At 46.9% G+C, this 20,964-nt stretch carries 15 protein-coding genes; 5 read left to right on the top strand and 10 right to left on the bottom strand.

Annotated features, from left to right (window positions below):
- Positions 1-30: 30 nt before the first annotated feature.
- The gene (locus tag F3J22_RS25670) at positions 31-2,637 is read right to left on the bottom strand and encodes a family 20 glycosylhydrolase (protein ID WP_167020865.1); all 2,607 of its coding nucleotides are present in this window, start codon (positions 2,635-2,637) and stop codon (positions 31-33) included.
- Between the two features lie 478 nt (positions 2,638-3,115).
- On the opposite strand from F3J22_RS25670, the gene F3J22_RS25665 reads away from it, so the two are divergent.
- Positions 3,116-4,699 (top strand): FMN-binding glutamate synthase family protein, encoded by a 1,584-nt coding sequence (locus tag F3J22_RS25665; protein ID WP_167020864.1) that lies wholly within the window; start codon positions 3,116-3,118, stop codon positions 4,697-4,699.
- Between the two features lie 63 nt (positions 4,700-4,762).
- Here the strand turns inward: F3J22_RS25665 and F3J22_RS25660 are convergent, their stop codons facing one another.
- The 8 genes from F3J22_RS25660 to F3J22_RS25625 all read right to left on the bottom strand — a co-directional run bounded on the left by F3J22_RS25660 (position 4,763) and on the right by F3J22_RS25625 (position 14,696).
- Positions 4,763-5,134, bottom strand: a complete 372-nt coding sequence (locus tag F3J22_RS25660) for a YdeI family protein (protein WP_167020863.1) — start codon at positions 5,132-5,134, stop codon at positions 4,763-4,765.
- 2 nt (positions 5,135-5,136) lie between these two features.
- The gene (locus tag F3J22_RS25655) at positions 5,137-5,559 is read right to left on the bottom strand and encodes a VOC family protein (protein WP_167020862.1); all 423 of its coding nucleotides are present in this window, start codon (positions 5,557-5,559) and stop codon (positions 5,137-5,139) included.
- A 200-nt stretch (positions 5,560-5,759) separates the two neighbouring features.
- Positions 5,760-6,539, bottom strand: coding sequence for an amidohydrolase family protein (locus F3J22_RS25650; protein WP_167020861.1), 780 nt, complete (start codon positions 6,537-6,539; stop codon positions 5,760-5,762).
- A gap of 179 nt (positions 6,540-6,718) precedes the next feature.
- The gene (gene pgl, locus F3J22_RS25645) at positions 6,719-7,441 is read right to left on the bottom strand and encodes a 6-phosphogluconolactonase (protein ID WP_167020860.1); all 723 of its coding nucleotides are present in this window, start codon (positions 7,439-7,441) and stop codon (positions 6,719-6,721) included.
- A gap of 59 nt (positions 7,442-7,500) precedes the next feature.
- Positions 7,501-9,006: a glucose-6-phosphate dehydrogenase gene (zwf, locus tag F3J22_RS25640; protein WP_167020859.1), complete on the bottom strand. Its 1,506-nt coding sequence runs from the start codon at positions 9,004-9,006 to the stop codon at positions 7,501-7,503.
- A gap of 25 nt (positions 9,007-9,031) precedes the next feature.
- Positions 9,032-10,453, bottom strand: coding sequence for an NADP-dependent phosphogluconate dehydrogenase (gene gndA / locus F3J22_RS25635; protein ID WP_167020858.1), 1,422 nt, complete (start codon positions 10,451-10,453; stop codon positions 9,032-9,034).
- 419 nt (positions 10,454-10,872) lie between these two features.
- Complete coding sequence (locus F3J22_RS25630; RefSeq protein WP_167020857.1) at positions 10,873-13,452, bottom strand: phosphoenolpyruvate carboxylase; 2,580 nt, start codon at positions 13,450-13,452, stop codon at positions 10,873-10,875.
- A gap of 404 nt (positions 13,453-13,856) precedes the next feature.
- Positions 13,857-14,696, bottom strand: coding sequence for an energy transducer TonB (locus F3J22_RS25625; protein WP_167020856.1), 840 nt, complete (start codon positions 14,694-14,696; stop codon positions 13,857-13,859).
- A gap of 1,283 nt (positions 14,697-15,979) precedes the next feature.
- On the opposite strand from F3J22_RS25625, the gene F3J22_RS25620 reads away from it, so the two are divergent.
- Complete coding sequence (locus tag F3J22_RS25620; RefSeq protein ID WP_167020855.1) at positions 15,980-16,810, top strand: YitT family protein; 831 nt, start codon at positions 15,980-15,982, stop codon at positions 16,808-16,810.
- Positions 16,811-16,885: 75 nt separating this feature from the next.
- On the opposite strand, the gene F3J22_RS25615 is transcribed toward F3J22_RS25620, so the two are convergent.
- Positions 16,886-17,956, bottom strand: a complete 1,071-nt coding sequence (locus tag F3J22_RS25615) for a glycoside hydrolase family 2 TIM barrel-domain containing protein (RefSeq protein WP_167020854.1) — start codon at positions 17,954-17,956, stop codon at positions 16,886-16,888.
- Positions 17,957-18,138: 182 nt separating this feature from the next.
- Here F3J22_RS25615 and F3J22_RS25610 point away from each other — a divergent pair, with 182 nt between their 5' ends.
- The 3 genes from F3J22_RS25610 (at position 18,139) to F3J22_RS25600 (ending at position 20,962) form a co-directional block, all read left to right on the top strand.
- On the top strand, positions 18,139-19,260 hold the full coding sequence (locus F3J22_RS25610; protein ID WP_167020853.1) for an acyltransferase family protein: 1,122 nt from the start codon (positions 18,139-18,141) through the stop codon (positions 19,258-19,260).
- A gap of 36 nt (positions 19,261-19,296) precedes the next feature.
- Positions 19,297-20,082 carry an SDR family oxidoreductase gene (locus F3J22_RS25605; protein WP_167020852.1) on the top strand — a complete coding sequence of 262 codons (786 nt, stop codon included), beginning with the start codon at positions 19,297-19,299 and terminating at the stop codon, positions 20,080-20,082.
- Between the two features lie 136 nt (positions 20,083-20,218).
- Positions 20,219-20,962, top strand: coding sequence for a (Fe-S)-binding protein (locus tag F3J22_RS25600; protein WP_167020851.1), 744 nt, complete (start codon positions 20,219-20,221; stop codon positions 20,960-20,962).
- Positions 20,963-20,964: the final 2 nt, after the last annotated feature.

Raw genomic sequence — 20,964 nt, 5'->3', positions numbered from 1 at the left:
AGGCTTTTTTTGATGAGTGGTATTTTTACATTAGTTCTTGTTATTTCTCAGTTGCTCCTGTGGCACAGGAACCTTCACAGCAGTGGTTCTGCTGCTGCGGCCTCTGGTATCGAATACACGCAGTTTTACTGTTTTACCGGCAGCATTGATAGGGCCGTTATAAACAGGACTCTTCTGCGTAGGCTCTTCACCGTTAGTAGTATAACGTATCACCATACCCGGGAACTGAACGTTGGCGCTAACCGCGCTACCTTCTACCTGTGCACCAGGCGTAGGGATACGATAGTTATAACCACCGTTGAAATGATCGAGGCGTGGCAGTTCACGTTTGCCCACCACATTGGCGAATACGTTCCATGCCTTGTTGTACAGTTCATCTGCCTTCATTGGATCTGGCTCTGTTGCCCATGCCGGATCCTGCGCCCATGCTCTTTCTGCGAGGCCCAGTAATTTAGGCAGGATCATATATTCCATACGATCTGAATTGGTAACGGTTTCGCTCCAGAGCAATCCCTGGATACCTACGATATTATCTTTACCAAAACCGGTGAGTCTGTCTTTACCGGCAAATGTCTGCGGTGTAACAGGATCTCCTTTACCATCTACCTTAGAATTTTTATAATAATCGTAAGGGATGAAGTAGAAAGGTTTGTCGATATCTACAAAACCACCCCAGTAGAAGCCAGGCTCATCGAAGGATTTCATATATGCCATATCGAAGTAGAAGTTACTCACACCAGACAGCGCCACTTTATAACCTGCATTGGCCAGTCGGTATGCCAGGTCTTCCTGTCCGCCGCCGATAACATTGTTCCATACATTCAGCTGGAAGTTATCCCTGGCAAAATCAGGATTAGGAATACTTGCAGGATGTCCGTCCATAGTGGTTTTTCGCATACCTGCCTCTTCCCATCCTGCTGTTTGCAGACTGCGTGCTTTGAGGAGGTTATTCACTTTGCGGTAGTAGTAATACCAGAGATCATCTACATTTTTGATCTCCTTATTACTTTCCATCAATGCGATACATGCAGGTGACTGCTGGAATACACCATTAGGTACTTCATCGCCGCCCATGTGAACAGCAGTAAGTGGTGCACCCGCTTCTTTGTACATGGATTGCAGTTCAGCCACTACTTTATCGAGGAAGTGGTAAACAGAAGGCAGCGCAACGTTCATGACGTTGTCGTTCCAGTATTGAACAGAGTGGTATTGAGATTTATCATTTACATCGGAGAGCAGGTATTCTTCTGCTTCTTTCTGTTTGCCTTGTGCCATAAGGCGGTCGTAGCGTACTCTCATAGACTGTACAGCAGCGCGTGCGTGGCCCGGGCTTTCTATTTCCGGTAATACGCTGATATGACGTGCAGTGGCATACTTCAGGACTTCAATAAAATCTGCCCTGCTGAAATGCCCGGTACCGGCAGCATTGGTGCTATCAGGGCCTGAGCCGTAGCTTGGTGGCAGCATGGATTTGAAATCAGGAGTATGTCCTCTTCTGGCGCCTACTTCGGTGAGTTCAGGCAGGCCTGGGATTTCCAGTCTCCATCCTTCATCATCACTAAAGTGGAAGTGGAGGACGTTGAGTTTATACTGCGCCATTACATCGAGGAGGCGGAGTACATCTTTTTTATTGTGGAAATTACGTGCGATGTCGAGCATGAATGCACGATACCCGAATCGTGGGAAATCGTTCACCTGCACGGCCGGGATGCTGATAGATTTCTGCACTCCGGCCCATGCGGCAGGTGATATCAGGGCTTTCAGGGACTGAATACCGTAAAACGCGCCAGCTTCGTCAGCGGCGCTGATGGTAACACCTTGTGGTGTTACTTCCAGTTTGTATCCGGAAGATACCAGGGATTCGTCCCGTTTGAAATTGATCACCACTTTACCTGTCGCACGTTTGCCCATCAACGTTATCAACTCATTGTTGAGGAATTTAGCACTTTCGGCCAATTCAGGATCGGCCTTGATTTCCGGGAATGCATCCAGAACAAGGTTACCGCCGGTAGCGTTGTAAGATACCGGGGTAGGGAAAACCAAAGGCAGCTGGGATACCGGGATATCTTTTGTGCCTGCATTCTGTTTAAATATATGTCCGGCGGTTATCACGGCACTTTTATCGCCGGGGTAACGCATCAGTTGTTTTGCAGTAACAGAAGGGCGGATGCTGTAATCTTTGATAGCGAGGCCTTTTGCAGGTTGCTGGTTCCAGACTACGTATAGCCCTGAGGGTGCGTCTGTAAAGTTTACAGCCCAGGCGTCGCCGGTCATGTTCACTTTGAGGGAGTCGCCGGGAGCGATGCCTTTAAAATCTGCCGTGGGCGTGATTCTGTAAAGGTCTCCGTTGACGTGTTCCACTTTGATATTGCCGGGCAGCTCTCCTCCTTTCACCATTCTTACGAAGTTGAAATAAAGCTGCCAGTCCTTGGTAGGAAAGGGTTTATTTCCGGTGTTAATAAAGGTAAATGAAGAGAGGAACTGGGCTTTTCCCTGGTAGTTATTTTCAACTACTTCCCAGCTGGATTTCAGTTTTGCAACGTCGTAGGCGGAGTTTTCCTGGGCATGAACGTTCATGGATGCAGCTGCCATCAACATTGGAGCTACTACCAGTTTACTTAAATGATTAAACCTCATTTGTTGGATGAATTATGTAAGATCTTAAAATGGTTTTTTCCACAGCTACAAAGACGGGGCGCTCCTGGTATAAGTAATAATGGCATATTATCTTCTGGTTGATGGCCTTCCGGCTGAATTGCCGGCGCGTTGTAATATAATCACTTCGGGGCATATTTGCAAACGTTGCGAAAAAATGAAATATGTTTTTTGCAGTATTTGCAGGTTTTCTTTTCTAGTTAGATGTCCAACATTTATTCTTTTGTTTGTAATTATCCGCCCGCCTCCGGCGGGCGGATAATTACAAACAATCCCCGGTCGCCGAAGGCGACCGGGGATTGTTTGTGCAAAGCGCTGCAGAACATCATCTGCATACTGGCGGTACACTATTACCCAAAGCGATTGTAAAACTGAAAGTTTCCACTGCATCCGCTTTGCACCAAAACGGATTATAATCTTTATATTTAGATACACTTCTATGTAAAATACCTGTTTAGATATGGCAAAAGGATTTATTACTTTCTCTGTCGTTAGCTTACTGGCTGTAATAGTGCTGGGCTTTTTATTTCCATGGATCTGGTGGCTGCTGGTACTGCTGATTCCAGTTATTATAATGGGCATGATGGATATGCTGCAAACCAAACATGCGATTATCAGGAATTACCCTGTAGTTGGCCGTATGCGTTACTGGATGGAGGCAATGCGCCCTAAAGTGCATCAGTATTTTGTAGAAAGTGATATCGACGGGCGTCCTATTAACCGCATCGATCGTTCTACGGTTTACCAGCGTGCCAAAAGAGAGCTGGACTCCCAGCCTTTCGGCACCCAGTTCAACGTATATGCGGAAGGGTATGAATGGATGGCACACTCTATCCAGCCTAAGTCATTCGATAAAATGGACAAGGACCCACGTGTGACCTTTGGCGGTAAAGACTGTTTACAGCCCTATAGCGCCAGTATTTTCAACGTGAGCGCCATGAGTTATGGTTCACTGAGTTCGAACGCCGTAGAGGCCCTGAATGCCGGCGCCAAAATCGGCAACTTCGCCCATAACACCGGAGAAGGTGGTATCAGTGATTTTCATCTCAAACATGGCGGTGATATTATCTGGCAGATAGGGACCGGTTATTTTGGCTGCAGAGATGAACATGGTAACTTCTCGGATGAATTATTTGCAGAAAAATGTGCACTCCCGAATATCAAAATGGTGGAGCTGAAAATATCACAGGGTGCCAAGCCTGGCCATGGGGGTATTCTGCCGGCATCTAAAAACACACCGGAAATTGCCGCCATCAGACATGTAACCCCAGGCACTACCGTATTCTCCCCTCCTTACCACACTGCTTTTGGCAGCCCCAAAGAAATGATGCTGTTTATTGGCAGAATGCGTGAACTGTGTAAAGGAAAACCTGTAGGATTTAAATTGTGTATTGGCCAGCCTACAGAGTTTTACGCGATTTGTAAAGCAATGATTGCTACCAATATCTACCCGGATTTTATTACGATAGATGGCGGTGAAGGTGGTACCGGCGCCGCTCCGCCTGAATTCTCCAATTCAGTTGGTATGCCTATGTTAGATGGACTTGCATTTGTACACGATACGCTGAAAGGTTTTAATATCCGTAAAGATATCCGCCTGATAGCTTCCGGAAAAATTATGACCGGCTTCCATATCCTGCGTGCTATGTCGCTGGGAGCAGACACCTGCAACAGCGCCCGCGCCATGATGATGGCCATTGGCTGTATCCAGGCGCTGCTCTGTAATACCAATACCTGTCCTACCGGTGTGGCTACACAGGATAAATGGTTAATGGAAGGCCTGGTGGTAGCTGATAAAAAACAACGGGTAGCCAACTACCACAGAGATACCGTTGAAAGTGCGATTGAACTGGCTGCCGCAGCAGGTTTGCCGGAGCCGCATGAAGTGAGCAGAAATCATATGTACCGCAGGGTATTTATGAATACCGTGAAAACTTTCGAGGATATATATCCAAGTGTAAAAACAGGATCATTCGTTGATGGCAGCGCCGACGCCGCATTACAGGAGCAATTGGCTGGTATCTCCACAGACAGATGGTATTAAGACTATTTATATAAAAAAGCGGCTGTTTCTATTCTTGTAGAGACAGCCGCTTTTTCTTTTATCCTACGCTTCTACCCACATGCCTGTACGCTTTGCGAGATCAATTTTTTCCTGTCCGTGTTTAGTCATTAATCCTGTTGCGATCATTCGTTCCGCCCTTTCTATATTGGGTTTGCTCCATTTACTCTTTGCCTTTCTTGGGGTAAATGTCAGGTAGAAACTTTCGTCATCACGTTTTTTCGCTTTACTGTCTATCCACCCGAAGCAGAGTGCTTCTTCCGTTGCATCAATAAGAGAGATGCAGGGCACTTTACTTTTTTTATGGTATTGAATGAGCCATACCCCGGCTTCACCAGGCGTATTTTCCTCCAGCCACTTCCGCCATTCAGCTCTGGTAGTGGCATATACAGCTTGTCGACCGTCAAAGATTTCCATAACTAAGCGTTTTTCTGTTGCAGCATTTTCACGTAATGCGGGTTGGTCATGATACCGATGATATTGCCGAAGGGATCAGTCAGGGCTGCGGTTGCGAACCCGCTGCCTTCCTGGCCCCGTTCAGTGATGGGTTCAAATTCAGTAGCACCCAGGGCTGTCAGCTGATCGAAAGTAGCTTTGATATCATTTACATGCCAGTAGGTAATGGCGCCGCCAGTGGCAGCAGCTCTGGCCGCAGGCGCGTATTTGGCGTCTATGATACCCAGTTCGTGCTGATAGTCGCCCAGGCGGAATTCGAAGTATCCCGGCATATCGAAATAGGGTGCTTCACCAAAAAACTCCGTATACCATTTCTTTGCTGCAGCGTGATCTGCCGCATAAAAAGTAAGTGTTGCCATGCCGCGTAATACAGAAGATTGTGCCATTTGGATAGTTTATATAGGTTAATGATAAAACAAACTTAGCACCGGGTTTTGACAACCCTATGTCAGCAGGGTGGAAAGAAATTTGAAAATATTCACAATTATATATCGGGGTTTCTTACCAGAAGGTTACAGGGGGCAAAAAGAAACCGGCCCAATCTCTATGTTATAGAGATTGGGCCGGTTTACCTGATTTCTTTATTCTATCTGGCAGCTACGGCGCCGGTATTGCTCGGGTGGTATAAGCGGATGGCATTATCCCAACAGATCCGGTTCACCATATCAGCAGAAAAGTTTTTTACTATCAGTTGCAGGTCGCTTAGATTAAATGGCCGGAGAGCCCTGGTGGCAGGGAAGTCGGTGCCGAATATCAGTGCTGCCGGATTAATGGCCGTGATTTGTTTCATGGCTGGTACTACATCGAAATCGCAACGGCTGAAGCCGGTAGCTTTAACGATGGCTCCTTTTTCTACCAATGGCAGCAGGTATTTGAATCCTGCTTTAGACAGGCCCAGGTGGTCTATCACCACTTTAGGCAGTTTGCGCAGGGTGGTGGAAATACTGGGCAGCTGGCGGGAATCTACATATAATTCCACATGCCACTTTACGAGGTCGTATACACGAAGTGCCAGTTTTTCCAGGTAGAGGATACTCTCGGAGCCTCCGCGCTGGATATTAAACCTGACGGCACGTACACCGGCATCGTTGAGTGCAATAATGTCTTCATCCGGTGTGGTGGCCGGGATCTGCGTCACCCCTACAAAAGAGGGTCCCAGTTCTTTGAGGGCATCAATCAGGTATGACTGATCGAATCCCTGGAAGGAACCTGAAACCACAGCGCCGCCGGCAATTTCGAGATCAGATGTACGTTCTTTGTAATCTGCTACGGTAAAGGCTGGAGGCAGATAGCCCTGATTAGGCTGTAAGGGATGCTGATGGTCTATTATGTGCAAATGTGCATCGAATATGGGCTTTTCAAACATATCTCATCGCTTATGTAACGTAAGCTACTAAATTTAAGTGAAAGCGGGGCGCGGGTCTAGTTCTTTTTATCGTTTTTTAACATGAATTTTTTCTGCCTCCGGCTAAAGAAATTCATGTTAAAAAATAGGGGGTCACCGCAGGTGACCCCCTATTTTTTTGTGTATGCGGGTAATGCAGCTTACTCCATTGCAGAAGCGGCAGCTTCATCAACAAACCAGTGCAGTTCACCATCTTCAGGGCGAATCAGCTGGGAAGGATATTTGTCTGCATCGAAAGTACCTTCGATCACATTTTTCAGCGTAATGGCTTTGGCGGCGCCGGTAGCCATAAACAGTACGCAGGCTGCGCTGTTGACAACTGGGGCTGTCAGCGTAATGCGGTACATGTTCTGTGCTTCGAGCCAGAAAGCTTTCACCCAGGCATCCTGTTCGTGTACAATGGGTAATCCGGGGAAGAGGGACAACGTATGTCCATCATCTCCCATACCTAATAATACCAGGTCGAAGGTGATATCATCTTCATCATAATAAGAGCGGATAACTTTTTCATATTCCGCAGCAGCAGCTTCCGGCTCGATGTCTGTGCGCATCACATGGATATTATCCGGATTTACCGGTACCAGGTTAAGCAGCTCATCATACGCCATACGGGCGTTATTACGATCATCTTCGAAAGGAACGGCCCTTTCATCGCCCCAGAAAAAATGCAGTTTTTCCCATGGGATCATGGTATTGTAAGGTGCTTTTGCAAGCAGTTTATACAGTTGCTTAGGCGTACTGCCACCGGAAAGTACGAAGGTGAAGCGTTCCTGGCTCTGTAATACTTCAAGAATATAGTTGCTGATCCAGGCGGCCACGTTTTCACTGAGCTGGGCAGGATCTTTTGCTATATGTAATTCCATGAGATAAGGTTTTATAAAAGAAAACGGGCTAAGTGTATTGTGCTTAGCCCGTTGAAAATTTATTTTGTTGGTAAGTTGATCCAGCTGTGACCGTCGCGGGCAACGAGCACATCTGCCTCATCCGGGCCCCATGAATCGGGGGCATAATTCGGGAAGTCCTGCGGTGTGCGGTTTTCCCATGTTTCCAGGATTGGCATGATTACGCGCCATGCGGCATCTACCTGATCGCCACGCATAAACAGGGTAGCGTCGCCTTCCATTACGTCGAGCAGCAGGGTCTCATATGCTTCAGGTGCATGTTCTCCGTTTGCGGTGTCGTAGTTAAAGGTCATATCTACCGGGTCCAGGGTCATGGTCTGACCCGGGCGTTTAGCCTGGAACCTGATACGGATATCCATTTCCGGCTGAATGCTGATAGTCAGGCGGTTAGGACGCCATGTCTGGGCAGCTTCTGCAGGGAATGCGTAGTGAGGAGCTTCTTTAAACTGAATAACGATGTTGGTGGCTTTCTGGTGCAGGTATTTACCTGTACGCACGTAGAAAGGAACACCCTGCCAGCGCCAGTTATCGATATAGAATTTAACGGCGGCATAGGTATCGATATTGGAATTAGGGTCTACGCCTTTTTCTTCACGATAGCCTACTACCTGCTGTCCTTTCATCCATCCTTTGGAGTATTGGCCACGAACAGCGAATTCGTGTACTTTATCTGCGGTAATACGGCGGATGGCGTTGAGGACATCCACTTTTTTATTACGGATTTCGTTAGGATCGAAGGAAACAGGCGCTTCCATTGCCACCATGCAGAGTACCTGCAACATATGGTTCTGTACCATGTCGCGGAGGGCGCCTGCATTTTCGTAGTAGCCGCCACGGCCTTCCAGGCCAACGCTTTCAGCAGCGGTGATCTGGATAAAGTCGATGAAGTTACGGTTCCAAACCGGCTCAAACAGTGCATTTGCAAAGCGGAAGGCCAGGATGTTCTGAACGGTTTCTTTACCGAGGTAGTGGTCTATACGATAGATCTGTTCTTCCGTAAATTTGGTAGAGAGCAGTTCATTCAGTTCATGTGCACTTTTGAGATCATGGCCGAAAGGTTTTTCAACCACGATGCGGGTGCAATGTTTATCGTTACAGAGTTCGAGTTCACCGAGGCGGGTAGCGATATTAGGTACCAGCTGCGGTGCTACGGCGAGGTAGAAAATTACGGAAGGGTGAACGCCCCACTCTTTTTCTTTTTCGGCAACGAGCTCAGTAATTTTTTTATAGTCAGCCGGATTTTCAGCATCCAGTGAGATATAATTTACATGTTGGGAGAAGTCCTGCCAGTGTCCATTCTGTTCACCTTTACGACGGGAGAATTTGCTGATACCTTCCAGGAGGTGCTTGCGATAGTCTTCGTCGCTGTAGGGAGTACGGCCAAGGCCTGCGATAGCAAACTGTTCGGGCATCCATTCATCCAGAAACAGATTGTATAACGCCGGCGTTAATTTCCTGTAGTTTAAATCGCCACTGCCTCCGAAAATAAAGAGGATGGAAGCAGGAGGGCGTTTATGGATCTGCATATGTTATATTGAAGATGAAGATAATTTAGGGACGTTGCCATTCGGTATGGAATGTTCCTGGCATATCAATACGCTGATAGGTGTGGGCGCCGAAGTAATCGCGCTGTGCCTGGATCAGGTTGGTAGCCATTCTACCGGAACGGAAAGCATCGAAATAAGAAAGGGCCGACATTAAGCCACCTACCGGCATGCCTGCCTGCGCAGCCTGTGCTACCACACTGCGGGTGTTAGCTTCTACCGACTGTACCAGGTAAGCAACGCCTTTATCGAGAAGAATGTTGGCCAGATCAGCATTTTCTGTATAGGCTTTGCTGAATACTTCCAGGAGTACCGAGCGGATGATGCAACCACCTCTCCATACTTTCACTACTTCTGGTAAAGGAATGTCCATCTGCAGGTCGCGGGAGGCTTCATGCAGCATGGCTAAGCCCTGTGCGTAGCTGAGGATGGTAGCGAAGTATAAGGCATCGTGTACCTGTTTGATCCACATTTCAGTAGTTGCATGAATGGTGGTATCAGCAGGCGCTTTATACAGCTGTTCGGCCGCCAGTCGCTGGTCTTTATAACCAGAGATCGTACGCATGGCAACGGCGGTATCGATGGTTGGTACGGCTACCGGTAATTCCATGGCATCCTGAGAGGTCCATTTACCAGTACCTTTTGAACCAGCTTTATCGGAGATAACGTCTACCAGTCTGGCAGCAGTTTTATCATCTTTCTGAAGGAAGATATCAGCGGTGATTTCTACGAGGAAAGACTGTAGAGCGCCTTTGTTCCAGCTGTCAAACACCTGGTGGAGCTGATCGTTGCTGAGACCTGCGCCTTTCTGTAACAGCGTATATGCTTCACTGATAAGCTGCATGATCGCATATTCGATACCGTTATGCACCATTTTCACGTAATGGCCTGCGCCTTCTTTACCGAGATAAGCTACACAAGGGGTGTCGTTTACTTTTGCTGCGATAGCTTCCAGCATAGGTTTCACCTTGGCATAAGCATCCTGGTCGCCGCCTGGCATAATGCTAGGACCGGTACGTGCACCTTGTTCGCCACCGGAAACACCGATACCCATAAAATGGATACCTTTTTCGCGGAGGTATTTTACACGACGTAAGGTGTCGGTATAGTGGGAGTTACCACCATCTATCACTACATCACCCTTTTCCAGCAATGGAATCAATGACTCGATCACATCATCTACGGGTTGTCCTGCAGGTACCAGCATCATTAATTTGCGCGGGCTTTCCAGCAGTTGTACCATGGTAGCGAGATCGGCTACACCTTTCACGGTGGTGCCTGCCGTAGCAGCGGATTCCAGTGCGCCTGTCTTAGTGGCGTCCTTATCAAAGCCGATAACGGAAAAACCATGGTCAGCCATGTTGAGCAACAGGTTGCGACCCATTACCCCGAGGCCAATCATTCCAAAATCATATAAGCTGTTTGCCATAATGAAGAATAGTTACTATAAATGGAGGTGTAAAAGTAGTAGTTTTTCATGCAGGGCGTAGTTTTTTTTCTCCACTTTCCCGCACCATTGTTATATAATCAAATCATGCAAACGTTTGCATAAAATCAGCCATATCTGCCAAAATCCCCGAATAGCAAAGGAGTTTGTTGATAACAGCCTCCTTGTTTTCTACCTGTAATTACTACATAAAATAATTATATGTAATTTCTGTGTAATAAAATTTTTACAATTTCAGAACAAGAAACACTTCCTTATGTCGTATTCACTGTAATAAAACCTGCTATTATCAACAAACTCCTACTGCTTCTAAACAAACATTATCTCAACACAACTAAAAAGAAAAAAATAAAGGAACCGGCTGTTGTATGAAACACGCCGATTCCCTTCAAATTGCATTATTATGCTGAGTTACGGCCGGCATTGATAATGCCAAAGCTGCAACGCATCACCAATTTTTCATACGTCTCTTTGCCTTCACCGTTTTCCGGATGTGCATCCAGTTCACGGATTTTCAGCAACGCATATTGCTGGGCTGTCAGCAACGGCAGCACAATACGTTCACGCATCTGTATGGATAGCTGATCAATCGGACTGTTGGCCATCAGGTCGGTACCACCGGTCAGCATCAACAAATACTTTTTCGTGAGCTCGTATTCGTTATAGATCATATTCCATACTTCTCCGTACTGTGGATGCTTTGCCAGGTAAGCGGTCAGCGGGAAATAGCTTTTCTTCATGGCCATCTCACAGTTATCAAGGAGCGTACGGAAGAACAGGGAATGCTGGTACAGGTGCTGTACTGCAGACCACCGCCCGTGCTTATCCAGCTGCTCCAGCGCGCTACCCACGCCATAATAGCCAGGAACGTTCTGTTTCAGCTGACTCCAGGCGCCTACATAAGGTACGGCACGCAGGTCGTTGAGGTTCAGTTTGGCGTTGGAATTACGCTTGCTCGGGCGACTCCCGATATTCGCTTCTGCGTAGTAGCGGAGCGGACTCGCATGATCCAGGTAGCCCAGGAAGTGCGGATGAGTTTTTAATTTATTATAGGCGCTATAACCAGCATCAGCAAGCGATTGCAACAGGTGTTCCTCTTCGCTGGTGAGGGTTACCTCGCGGGAAGAGAACAGCTCATTGGAGATACCGGCATGCACCAGTTGTTCCATATTAAACTGTGCAGCATCAATGGTTCCGAAGTTAGAACTGATCGTTTGCCCCTGTATGGTTTGCTGAATTTCCTTATTGGCAATATTGCGGCCCATACTGGCGTAGAACTGGTGCGTTTTACCGCCACCACGTGCAGGAGGACCTCCGCGGCCATCAAAAAAGACTACACTGATACCATATTCTTTGGAGATCTTGCTTAGTTCTTCTTTTGCTTTGTAGATACTCCAGTTGGCCATCAGATAGCCTCCATCTTTGGTACCGTCAGAGAAACCGAGCATGATGGTTTGTTTGCAGCCACGGCGACGCAGATGCTCCCTGTAGTCGGGGTTCTCATAAAGGTTTTTCATGACGCCACCCGCATGACGCAGGTCATCGATCGTTTCGAACAGCGGCACGATATCCACAGACATCTCTTCTTTTTTCCAGCCGCTAAGCAGGAAAAGGCCATACACTTCCATTACGCTGAGGGCGCTGGTGCTATGGCTGATGATGTACCTGTTACAGCCTTCTTCTCCGTTTTCCTGCTGGATTTTACGGATGCTGCCGATTGTCTGGATGGCATCTTTATGCAACGGTAATTCCAGTTTCGCAATATCAACAGGTTGTGTAACCTTTAATAATGCCGCGATCTTATCCTGCTCATTCAGCGAAGAATAGTTGGCCGGCAGCGAATCGGAGACAGTGGCGATAGTGTCCAGCAGTGCTTCGTGTACAGAGCTATCCTGGCGTATATCCAGTGTGGCAAAGAACAGTCCGAAGATCTGTACCTTACCGATCAGGTTATCTACCAGGTGTACAAAGAGGCCGTTATGCTCTTCAATAATAGTTTTACGTATATCCGACAGCGTACCCAGTATTTCCTGCTGGGTAATATCAGAGATATGACCAGGCTGGAAAAGGTTTCTGGAGAGTTTCTGTTCCAGGGCAGCTACTACGTTTTCTACATTCTTGAAGGTAAGGCGGCGTTTGAGCGATCTTACTTCCCTGAAGTAGCATTTCATGATGGAAGCGCGCAGTGCTGCGGCTACTTCCACGGTGGTAGGCGCTGTCACGAATGGATTTCCGTCCCTGTCGCCACCGGGCCAGAAGCCCATACGGAGTACGGAAGTTTCGTTGGTGATGGCGCCGGGGAACTGACCTTTCATGAAGGACATGATGCGGCCGCCTGCCTGGTAGAAGATATTTTCCAGGAACCAGACCAGGCTGATAGCCTCGTCGTAGGGGGTAGGCTTTTCTTTTTTGAAGAAAGGCGTTTTACCCAGTTGCTGCAGGTAGGAGTTTACCTGTGCGGTATTATCTTCGATCAGGGCTTTTGCCAGGTCGTTGATGATACCCAGCACTTCGCTTGGATAGAATTGTGTAGGATGAGCGGTCAGGACGAGGCGAACGGAAAAATCCTTTAATTTTTCCTTCAACTCATCTTGTGCCTGTTCCTGCACCACTTCCGACTGGAGGTGGCGGAGGGTACCGGCGCCTTGCATGTCGCGGATATGGCGGAATGCAGCATCTTCCAGGGCATCGAATAATACTACTTGTCTTTCTGCGTATTGAACAAACCGGAACAGTAAGTCAATTTTCTTTTGTTCGTCCTTGTAATTGGTGTATTGATCGAAGAAGGAGTCCAGGATTTCCTGGGGGCTCCCGCCTTTGGCGTACCCTTCTTCGCAGTGGAGCAAGAAAAGCGACAGGAATATTCCCGTCTTTTCCACGCGATGGAATGGCAGCGAAGTGAAGAGGCTGTTATAAAGCTGAAACTTTGTCCCAACCAGATTCTTAAACTGTTGCAAAGAATTATTAACCGGCGCTTCCATAACTATATATTCCTTTAAATTGGTCGAAGATGCGAACTAAGCGGCCGTTAAATTAATAATAATTCCGTTTAGTTGTTTATAATCGAAACGAGTTATTTTTTAATTATTTTTTTACAAACAGTCAAAATGCTTGAATTTTATCAAATATAATATAACGAAAACGTTCACTGTGACGGCTATAGGTTAATATACTATTATAATAAGGTTAAGGAGGCTATTGTTTAACAACAAAGAAAAAAAAGAAAAAAGGGCCGGTCTTTATGGATGACCGACCCTTTAGGAAAATTGCAATGACTGAAAAGTGATGATTTTGTGTTAACTGTTTGTTGGAACTCTCCAATGGCGGAAGGAGAGGTTTTTGATACTGTCCATTTGATCCGTTGATAGCAATTCTTTACCAGGACTTAGTTATTCGTTAAGCGGAAGCTGATAGGCAACGTATAGTATACTGCAACATACTGTCCGTTTTGCCTGCCGGGTTTCCACTTAGGCATGCTTCTCACTACCCTGGCGGCTTCTTCCTCGAGTCCGCCGCCTTTATGGGCACCGGTGAGCTTTACTTCTGAGATACTGCCATCTTTCCAGACAACAAACTGAATATAGACGGTGCCTTCAATACCATTTTCCTCTGCCACCCTTGGATAATGCACATTGTTATTGAGGTATTTCATCAGGGCTTTTTCACCACCCGGGAATTCCGGCATGATTTCCACAAAGCTGACAATTTCTTCGCGGGCCTCTGCCACCGGAGGTTTCACAACTCCATCACCTCCATTACCTTTTAATAAATCAGCTACATTATCAGCTCCTCCCTCTACGCCCACTTCATTTTTATAACCGATGGCATGATCTCTCAATTCATCATGTGTTGGCACTTCCTCTTCCACATTTTCGGAGGTTACTACCGGCGCAACATACTTATTCATTGTTGCCAATGGCGGAGGTGTAGCCTGCGTAGCAGGTGGTGGAGGTAATACCGGAGGCTTTTCTGTAATAGGATCGATAGGTGTTGGCATGATCGTAACAGGAATCAGCGGTTTGTGTATCCGCTCTGTATGGTTTGCGTCGGCGTTATTCCATATATAACCGCCAACCATTACCAATACTATACTTGCGGTTCCCATAACGGCATTGCGTACACGTGCGTTGTAACGGCTGCGTAATTCGTAAGCGCCATACTCTTTGTTTCTGCCTGCAAACAGAATATCGAGGAATTCTTCATTCCGGATTTTAGTTGAGTCCATGGTAAATTGCTTTTATAGTAGATGTTGGGGAAAATGTTTTTCCATAAAAGCATTTATAATTTTTTTATGTAGATGATTATGGCGAATATTTTTTCCCTTTTTCCCGTGCCTTCGGCACGGGAAAAAGGGAAAGGGGGCGCCCGCCGCTGGCGGGCGCCCCCTTTCCCTGGGATAAGATACAAATGGTGAAAGCATATATCCTTATGGCAATTCTCACGGGGGAGCGCCACTTTCCAAGGATAAGATGCAAATGGTGATAGCATACATCCTTATGACAACGCTCACGGGATACCGGCCCTTTCCAGGGATAAGATGCAAATGGTGAAGGCTTCTATCCTTATGGCAATTCTCACGGGGGAGCGCCACTGTCGCAGGTAGCGCGCAAATTTTAAGGCTGAAAATAAAGAAGTCCCGATGTTTACATCGGGACTTGCTGGCACTGGGCACCCTTCCTGAAAACAGGTGGTTCCTATATTTTGTTAGGCTTTCCGAAAAACGTATAACCGAAGCAGTTAGTCAGTTATATGAAATAATTGTTGTAAAGATGATTGTAACCTTCTAAATCTATTTCTATTACTCATAAACAAAAGTGAACAATGATGAACAAGCAGCGTAATATATAGTAAACAGACAATTTCTTTTAAACTGACAGTTCATGGGACCATCGCCAACAAACCCCACCAGTATTGTTTGCAACAATGCCCCATGGAACTGAGTTTAACTTGTGCTTCATATAAATACCTTACAGCTGGTATCTACTGGAGCCTTCAATACTTTAAGCAGAATTCCGGCTGATAATGCCGGGCGGTGCGGGTAGGCATGATACTGAAAAATTTACCACCAATAAATTTGCAGCATACCGTCCCCGCAGCCTCTCCAGGCATTCTATTTACAGCTTACAGAACGCAAGATCTTTCAGCTCAGCAACAACTGCTACAATAGCAGCTTGCCGGATGATAACGGGAACAGGTATCGGAAATTATTGATAGTCGCGCGTCAGAACGCGTGCCACGCAGGTTGTGCTGTTTCATAGTGTACTCGTTTACACGTAAATTATTAATCTGGCACAGCACCTCGCTGGTGGCTCTAAGGATGCCGGGAGCAATTGCCGCTCTCCCTTTGCAATAGTAAACTTATTAGTCTACTGAAATGGTAGACAAATATACATCGAGTTTTAATATTTCCAAACAGACATACAAAAAAATTCAAAAATATTTTTTTCTCCACAGCAGCCTCTTAACAGGGATTTTACGGGTTGCTCCAAAATGCTATAATTTTGCAGTATGAAAGAACATATAAAGAATATTTTGCTCATCGTATTAGGCGCATTCATCTTTGCGGTGGGTATAAATTATCTCGCCATACCCAATAAACTCTCTGAAGGCGGCGTGATCGGCTTAACCATCGTAACCTACTACTATTTCGGATGGTCGCCAGGCATAATGAACTTCCTGATTAATGCCGTATTGATCGTGGTGGGCTACCGGGTGCTGGACAAACGAACCATGTATTACACCATACTGGGGATTATCTTCTGCTCCCTCTTCCTCTATATCACAGAAAACCACGCCACACCGGTAACTCAGAACACCCTGCTGGCCTCTGTTTTTGCCGGGTTACTGGTAGGTATCGGCATCGGGCTGGTATTTCTCTCCGGTGGTACCACCGGCGGTTCCGCCATTCTTGCCCGCCTGGTAAACAAGTTCACAGGGCTCTCCCTCGGCAACGCCATGCTCATCTTCGATATCATCGTTATCCTCATATCTTCCTTTATCATCGGTATAGAAAAAACCATGTACACCTTTATAGCCGTGTACATTGGCGCCAGAACAGTCGATTTTATCGTGGATGGCCTCAACACAAAGAGAGCCGTTACCATTATCTCCCAGAAACCGGAGCTAATAGCTGACAGGATCACCAGGGAACTGGAAAGAGGATGTACCGTATTACATGGCCACGGCGCCTATACCAAAGAACCCAAAGAAGTACTGTACGTAGTAATTGGCAAGCAGGAACTGATGCGGTTGAAAGCACTGGTACAGGAAAGCGACGCGGAAGCATTCCTCGTGATACATGAGGTACACGAAGTACTGGGAAGAGGTTTCTCGATGTAAGTAATTATAAAGCAGATAAAAAAACGCGTCTTTACCGGGTAAAGACGCGTTTTTTGTTTGTATACAGGTAGATGATTACTTACTTACACCTGTGATTTTACGGATCAGCTGTACTTCACTGCTGTCGTAAGGACTGCCATCCGGATGAAAAATATCATGGAACCAGACTGCCGGCTCGCTGCCATCAGGCTTAGGATCGCTCCAGGCGTATTTGGTATTGGTTTTACCGGAAACCAGCCCCCAGCTGTAGGCGCCGATATGCTGATCATGCAGCAAAGGCAGGATATTGGCAAAATGGCTGCCCCGGGTACGTGCCATATATTCTGTACAAATCAATGGCTTATTGTACTTGCGCAGACTATCAATCGCCTCCTGGTGCGCTTTTTCATCGTTATAGTTATGATAGGTAATTACATCGGAAGTTTCCAGCTGAAATGCGTTCAGGTTTACCAGGTGAGGGTCCCAGACACCGGCAGTCAGTGGTTGCGTTAAAGCCACTTCCCTCCCCCAGCTGAAAACATGTTGCAGCAGGTTCATGCTGGAGTCGCCGTAGCCGGAGTTACCGGGCTCGTTGTAAACGTCCCACATCACAACACGCTTATCATCCTTAAAGGTATTGAGTACATCAGTGACGTACTGATGCAGGGTATCCATCAGCAGTTTGCCTTTTTCACCAAGGATATCAGATCCGGGATCACGCACCCAGCCGGAGTTGTGGATGCCTGGCTTAGGCGCTGGTTGCGTGCCTGCCTGCGGGTGGTCGTTCCAGCAGTCATCAAAAAACACGAACAAGGTGGAAATGTGGTGTTTATCAGCGATGCTGAGGTATTTGTCCATCCTTTGCTTAAATCCCTGCGGGTCCTGCTGCCAGGCGATGTGGTGCAGGTATACCCTTACGGAATTAAGTCCGATGCCTTCCGCATATCCCAGTTCCCTGTCGATAGTAGCGGTATCAAATGTAGCGGCCTGCCACATTTCCAGCTGATTGATGGCTGTGCTGGGAATAAAATCCGTACCCCGGAGCCAGGGCTGTTTTGCGTACCAGTCGGTCGCTTCTTTTGTTGTCCATACTTTTCTTTCGGGCCTGGTGCATCCAATGCACAGGACAGTAACCATTAAAACGTGGAAAAGGAATGCTTTATACATAACGGGTTGAAATTTTCATTGTTGAAAGCATGGTGGAAATCTCTCTAAAAATATAAAAATAGCAACTGCCTGTATATTGTTTTTTTCCTGCAACTTGTTTTTTGGGAGATAGATTTTTATATTGTAAACGGCTCAAACGCGCCAATTCATTCCTTACCATCTTATCAACCAAATTTCGGGATATGACACAGCCCTCCCAAAGATTCCTGCCCCTGGATGTTTTCCGTGGCCTGACGGTATGTTTTATGATTATCGTTAACACAGGAGGCACCGGCGGGGTATATGACCCATTGGAACATGCCGCCTGGCATGGTTTTACGCCAACAGACCTTGTATTTCCGTCCTTCCTTTTTGCTGTAGGTAATGCGATGAGCTTTACCATGCGCAAGTTTGCCAATATGCCACAGTCGGAAGTACTGGGCAAAATCTTTAAACGAACCGCTATTATTTTTCTGCTGGGATTTCTGATGTACTGGTTTCCGTTTGTACATCATAGTGAAGAAGGGATTGTATTCACCAAATTTGAATATACCCGTGTATTTGGCGTTTTACAGCGTATTGCCCTGTGCTACTGCTTTGCATCACTGCTGATCTACTATTGCAGTAAACGTGTAGTTATTACCGTTAGTGCCGTATTATTGCTGGGCTATTGGGCCGTGCTATGGTTCTTCGGCACTCCTGGCGACCAGTATGGCATTCATGGAAATGCCGGCCTGGCACTCGACAAATTCCTGCTGGGCGACAATCACCTGTACCATGGCGAGGGTTTTCCTTTTGATCCGGAAGGCTTGCTGAGTACTTTCCCTGCAATTGTCAACGTAGTGGGTGGTTACTATACAGGTTTGTTTGTGCAGAAAGCAGGCAAAACACTTCCTGGCATTGGCCGCCTCGTAATGGCAGGTGTAGCGCTGATCGCACTGGCCTTACTCTGGAATACCGTATTCCCTATCAATAAAAAACTCTGGACCAGCTCCTATGTATTTCTTACTGTAGGCATAGATCTGCTGATATTATCGCTCTTAATCTACATCATCGATATTTTACACGTTACCTTCGGAACAGGTTTCTTTACCGTATTCGGGAAGAACCCGCTATTTCTCTACTTATTGTCGGAAGTACTGGCGATATTGCTATACTTCTTTATGATTGGTAACGTGAATGCCTATACGTGGATTAATGAACATATTTTCCAGGCTATCTCTCCCGGGAAATTCGGTTCATTACTATTTTCTCTCGGCTATATGCTGCTCTGCTGGCTGGTGGGTTTCATCCTGGACAAGAAGAAAATTTACGTTCGGGTATAAGCAGTTATTGTTACATTAGCAGTAAAATATCTGTCGATGGATCTCTCATTAAAAGGTAAGACAGCCTTGATTTGCGGCAGCTCGCAGGGCATTGGACTGGCTACAGCGGTAGAGCTATCGCTGCTTGGTGCCAATTGTATCCTGCTGGCAAGAAATGAGGAACGATTAAAAGCGGCCTTATCCACACTGCATACTGGTCACGGTCAGCATCACAGTTATGAGATCGCTGATTTTTCCGATATCAATGAGGTGATCAGCGTAGCAAATGAGCTGGCGGCTGGTAAACCCATTCATATTGTGATCAACAATACCGGCGGGCCGGCATCCGGGCCTATCCTGGAAGCTGAAACACAGGCTTTTGCCAATACCTTTGAACAGCATGTACTTTGCAATCAGGTGCTGGCGCAGGCATTGGTGCCAGGCATGATCACCGCAGGCTATGGCCGCATCATCAATATCATTTCTACTTCAGTAAAAGCGCCGCTGAAAAACCTGGGCGTATCCAATACCGTACGCTGGGCAGTAGCCTCCTGGGCAAAGACACTCGCCAACGAGGTCGCTGAACATGGCATTACCGTGAATAACGTACTGCCAGGCAGCACCAGTACAGGCCGACTGGCATCCCTCTTTGAAGCAGGCGCCAAAAAGAATAATACTACCGCAGAAAAGGTAGCCGAAGAAGCGAAGAAGGAAATTCCTATGAAGCGCTTTGGCACACCGGAAGAAGTAGCGGCACTGGCTGCTTTCCTCTGCTCTCCTGCTGCCAGCTATATCACTGGCACCAGTATCGCCGTTGATGGCGGGAAAACTCCCGTGATGTAAAGGCTGCATATTATTTTAAAATCTTTATAAAAGGTCGTCTCTACCGGGTAGAGACGACCTTTTTCCATTTAATTACACACAACAAAATATGCGCAAATGTGTTAATTCAAATCGTACCATCACAATCTGAAATCATATGAAGGTAGCGCTGTTCATACCTTGTTACATTGATGCTATTTATCCTGAGGCAGGAATAGCCACCCATGAGCTATTGGAGCGTTTTGGTGTAGAAGTGGTATACCCCCTGAATCAGACCTGTTGCGGCCAGCCTATGGCCAATGAAGGCGACAACGCCAACTCCGCAGCCGCCGAACAGCTATTTGTGGAAAATTTTAAAGGGTTCGATTATATCGTAGGGCCGGCAGGCAGTTGTGTAAAGCATGTGCGTCAGCATTTTGATGCCATCCCCCAAACGGAAGCAGTTACACAGGTACGCAACAATACCTGGGAGCTGGTAGAGTTTCTGCACGATGTGCTGGGTGTCAGCGCCTTTCCATGGGCTTATTTCCGGTATAAAGCTAGTCTGCATAACAGTTGCAGTTCTATTCGCGGCCTTCACATAGCGCAGCCCAGCGAACATATGGGCCCGTATTTCAACAAAAGTGAGAAGCTGCTGCAAATGGTGGAAGGGCTGGAGCTGGTGCAGCTGGACCGCCCCGACGAATGTTGTGGTTTTGGTGGCACCTTTTGCGTGACAGATGAAGCAGTAAGCGCCCGTATGGGGCTGGACCGAATCCATGATTATCTCAGGCATGAAGCGGAGTTTATCATTTCTCCGGATATGTCGTGCCTGATGCACCAGCAGGGCATTGCCAGGAAAGCCGGCATGCACCTGAAGTTTATACACATTGCACAGGTATTGAACGGAGGACCTTTTTAACC

The organism is Chitinophaga sp. Cy-1792 (assembly GCF_011752935.1).
Classification (GTDB): Bacteria; Bacteroidota; Bacteroidia; order Chitinophagales; family Chitinophagaceae; genus Chitinophaga.
Note: the sequence above shows the minus strand (reverse complement) of the source record. Positions and strands in the feature narration are given on the sequence as shown.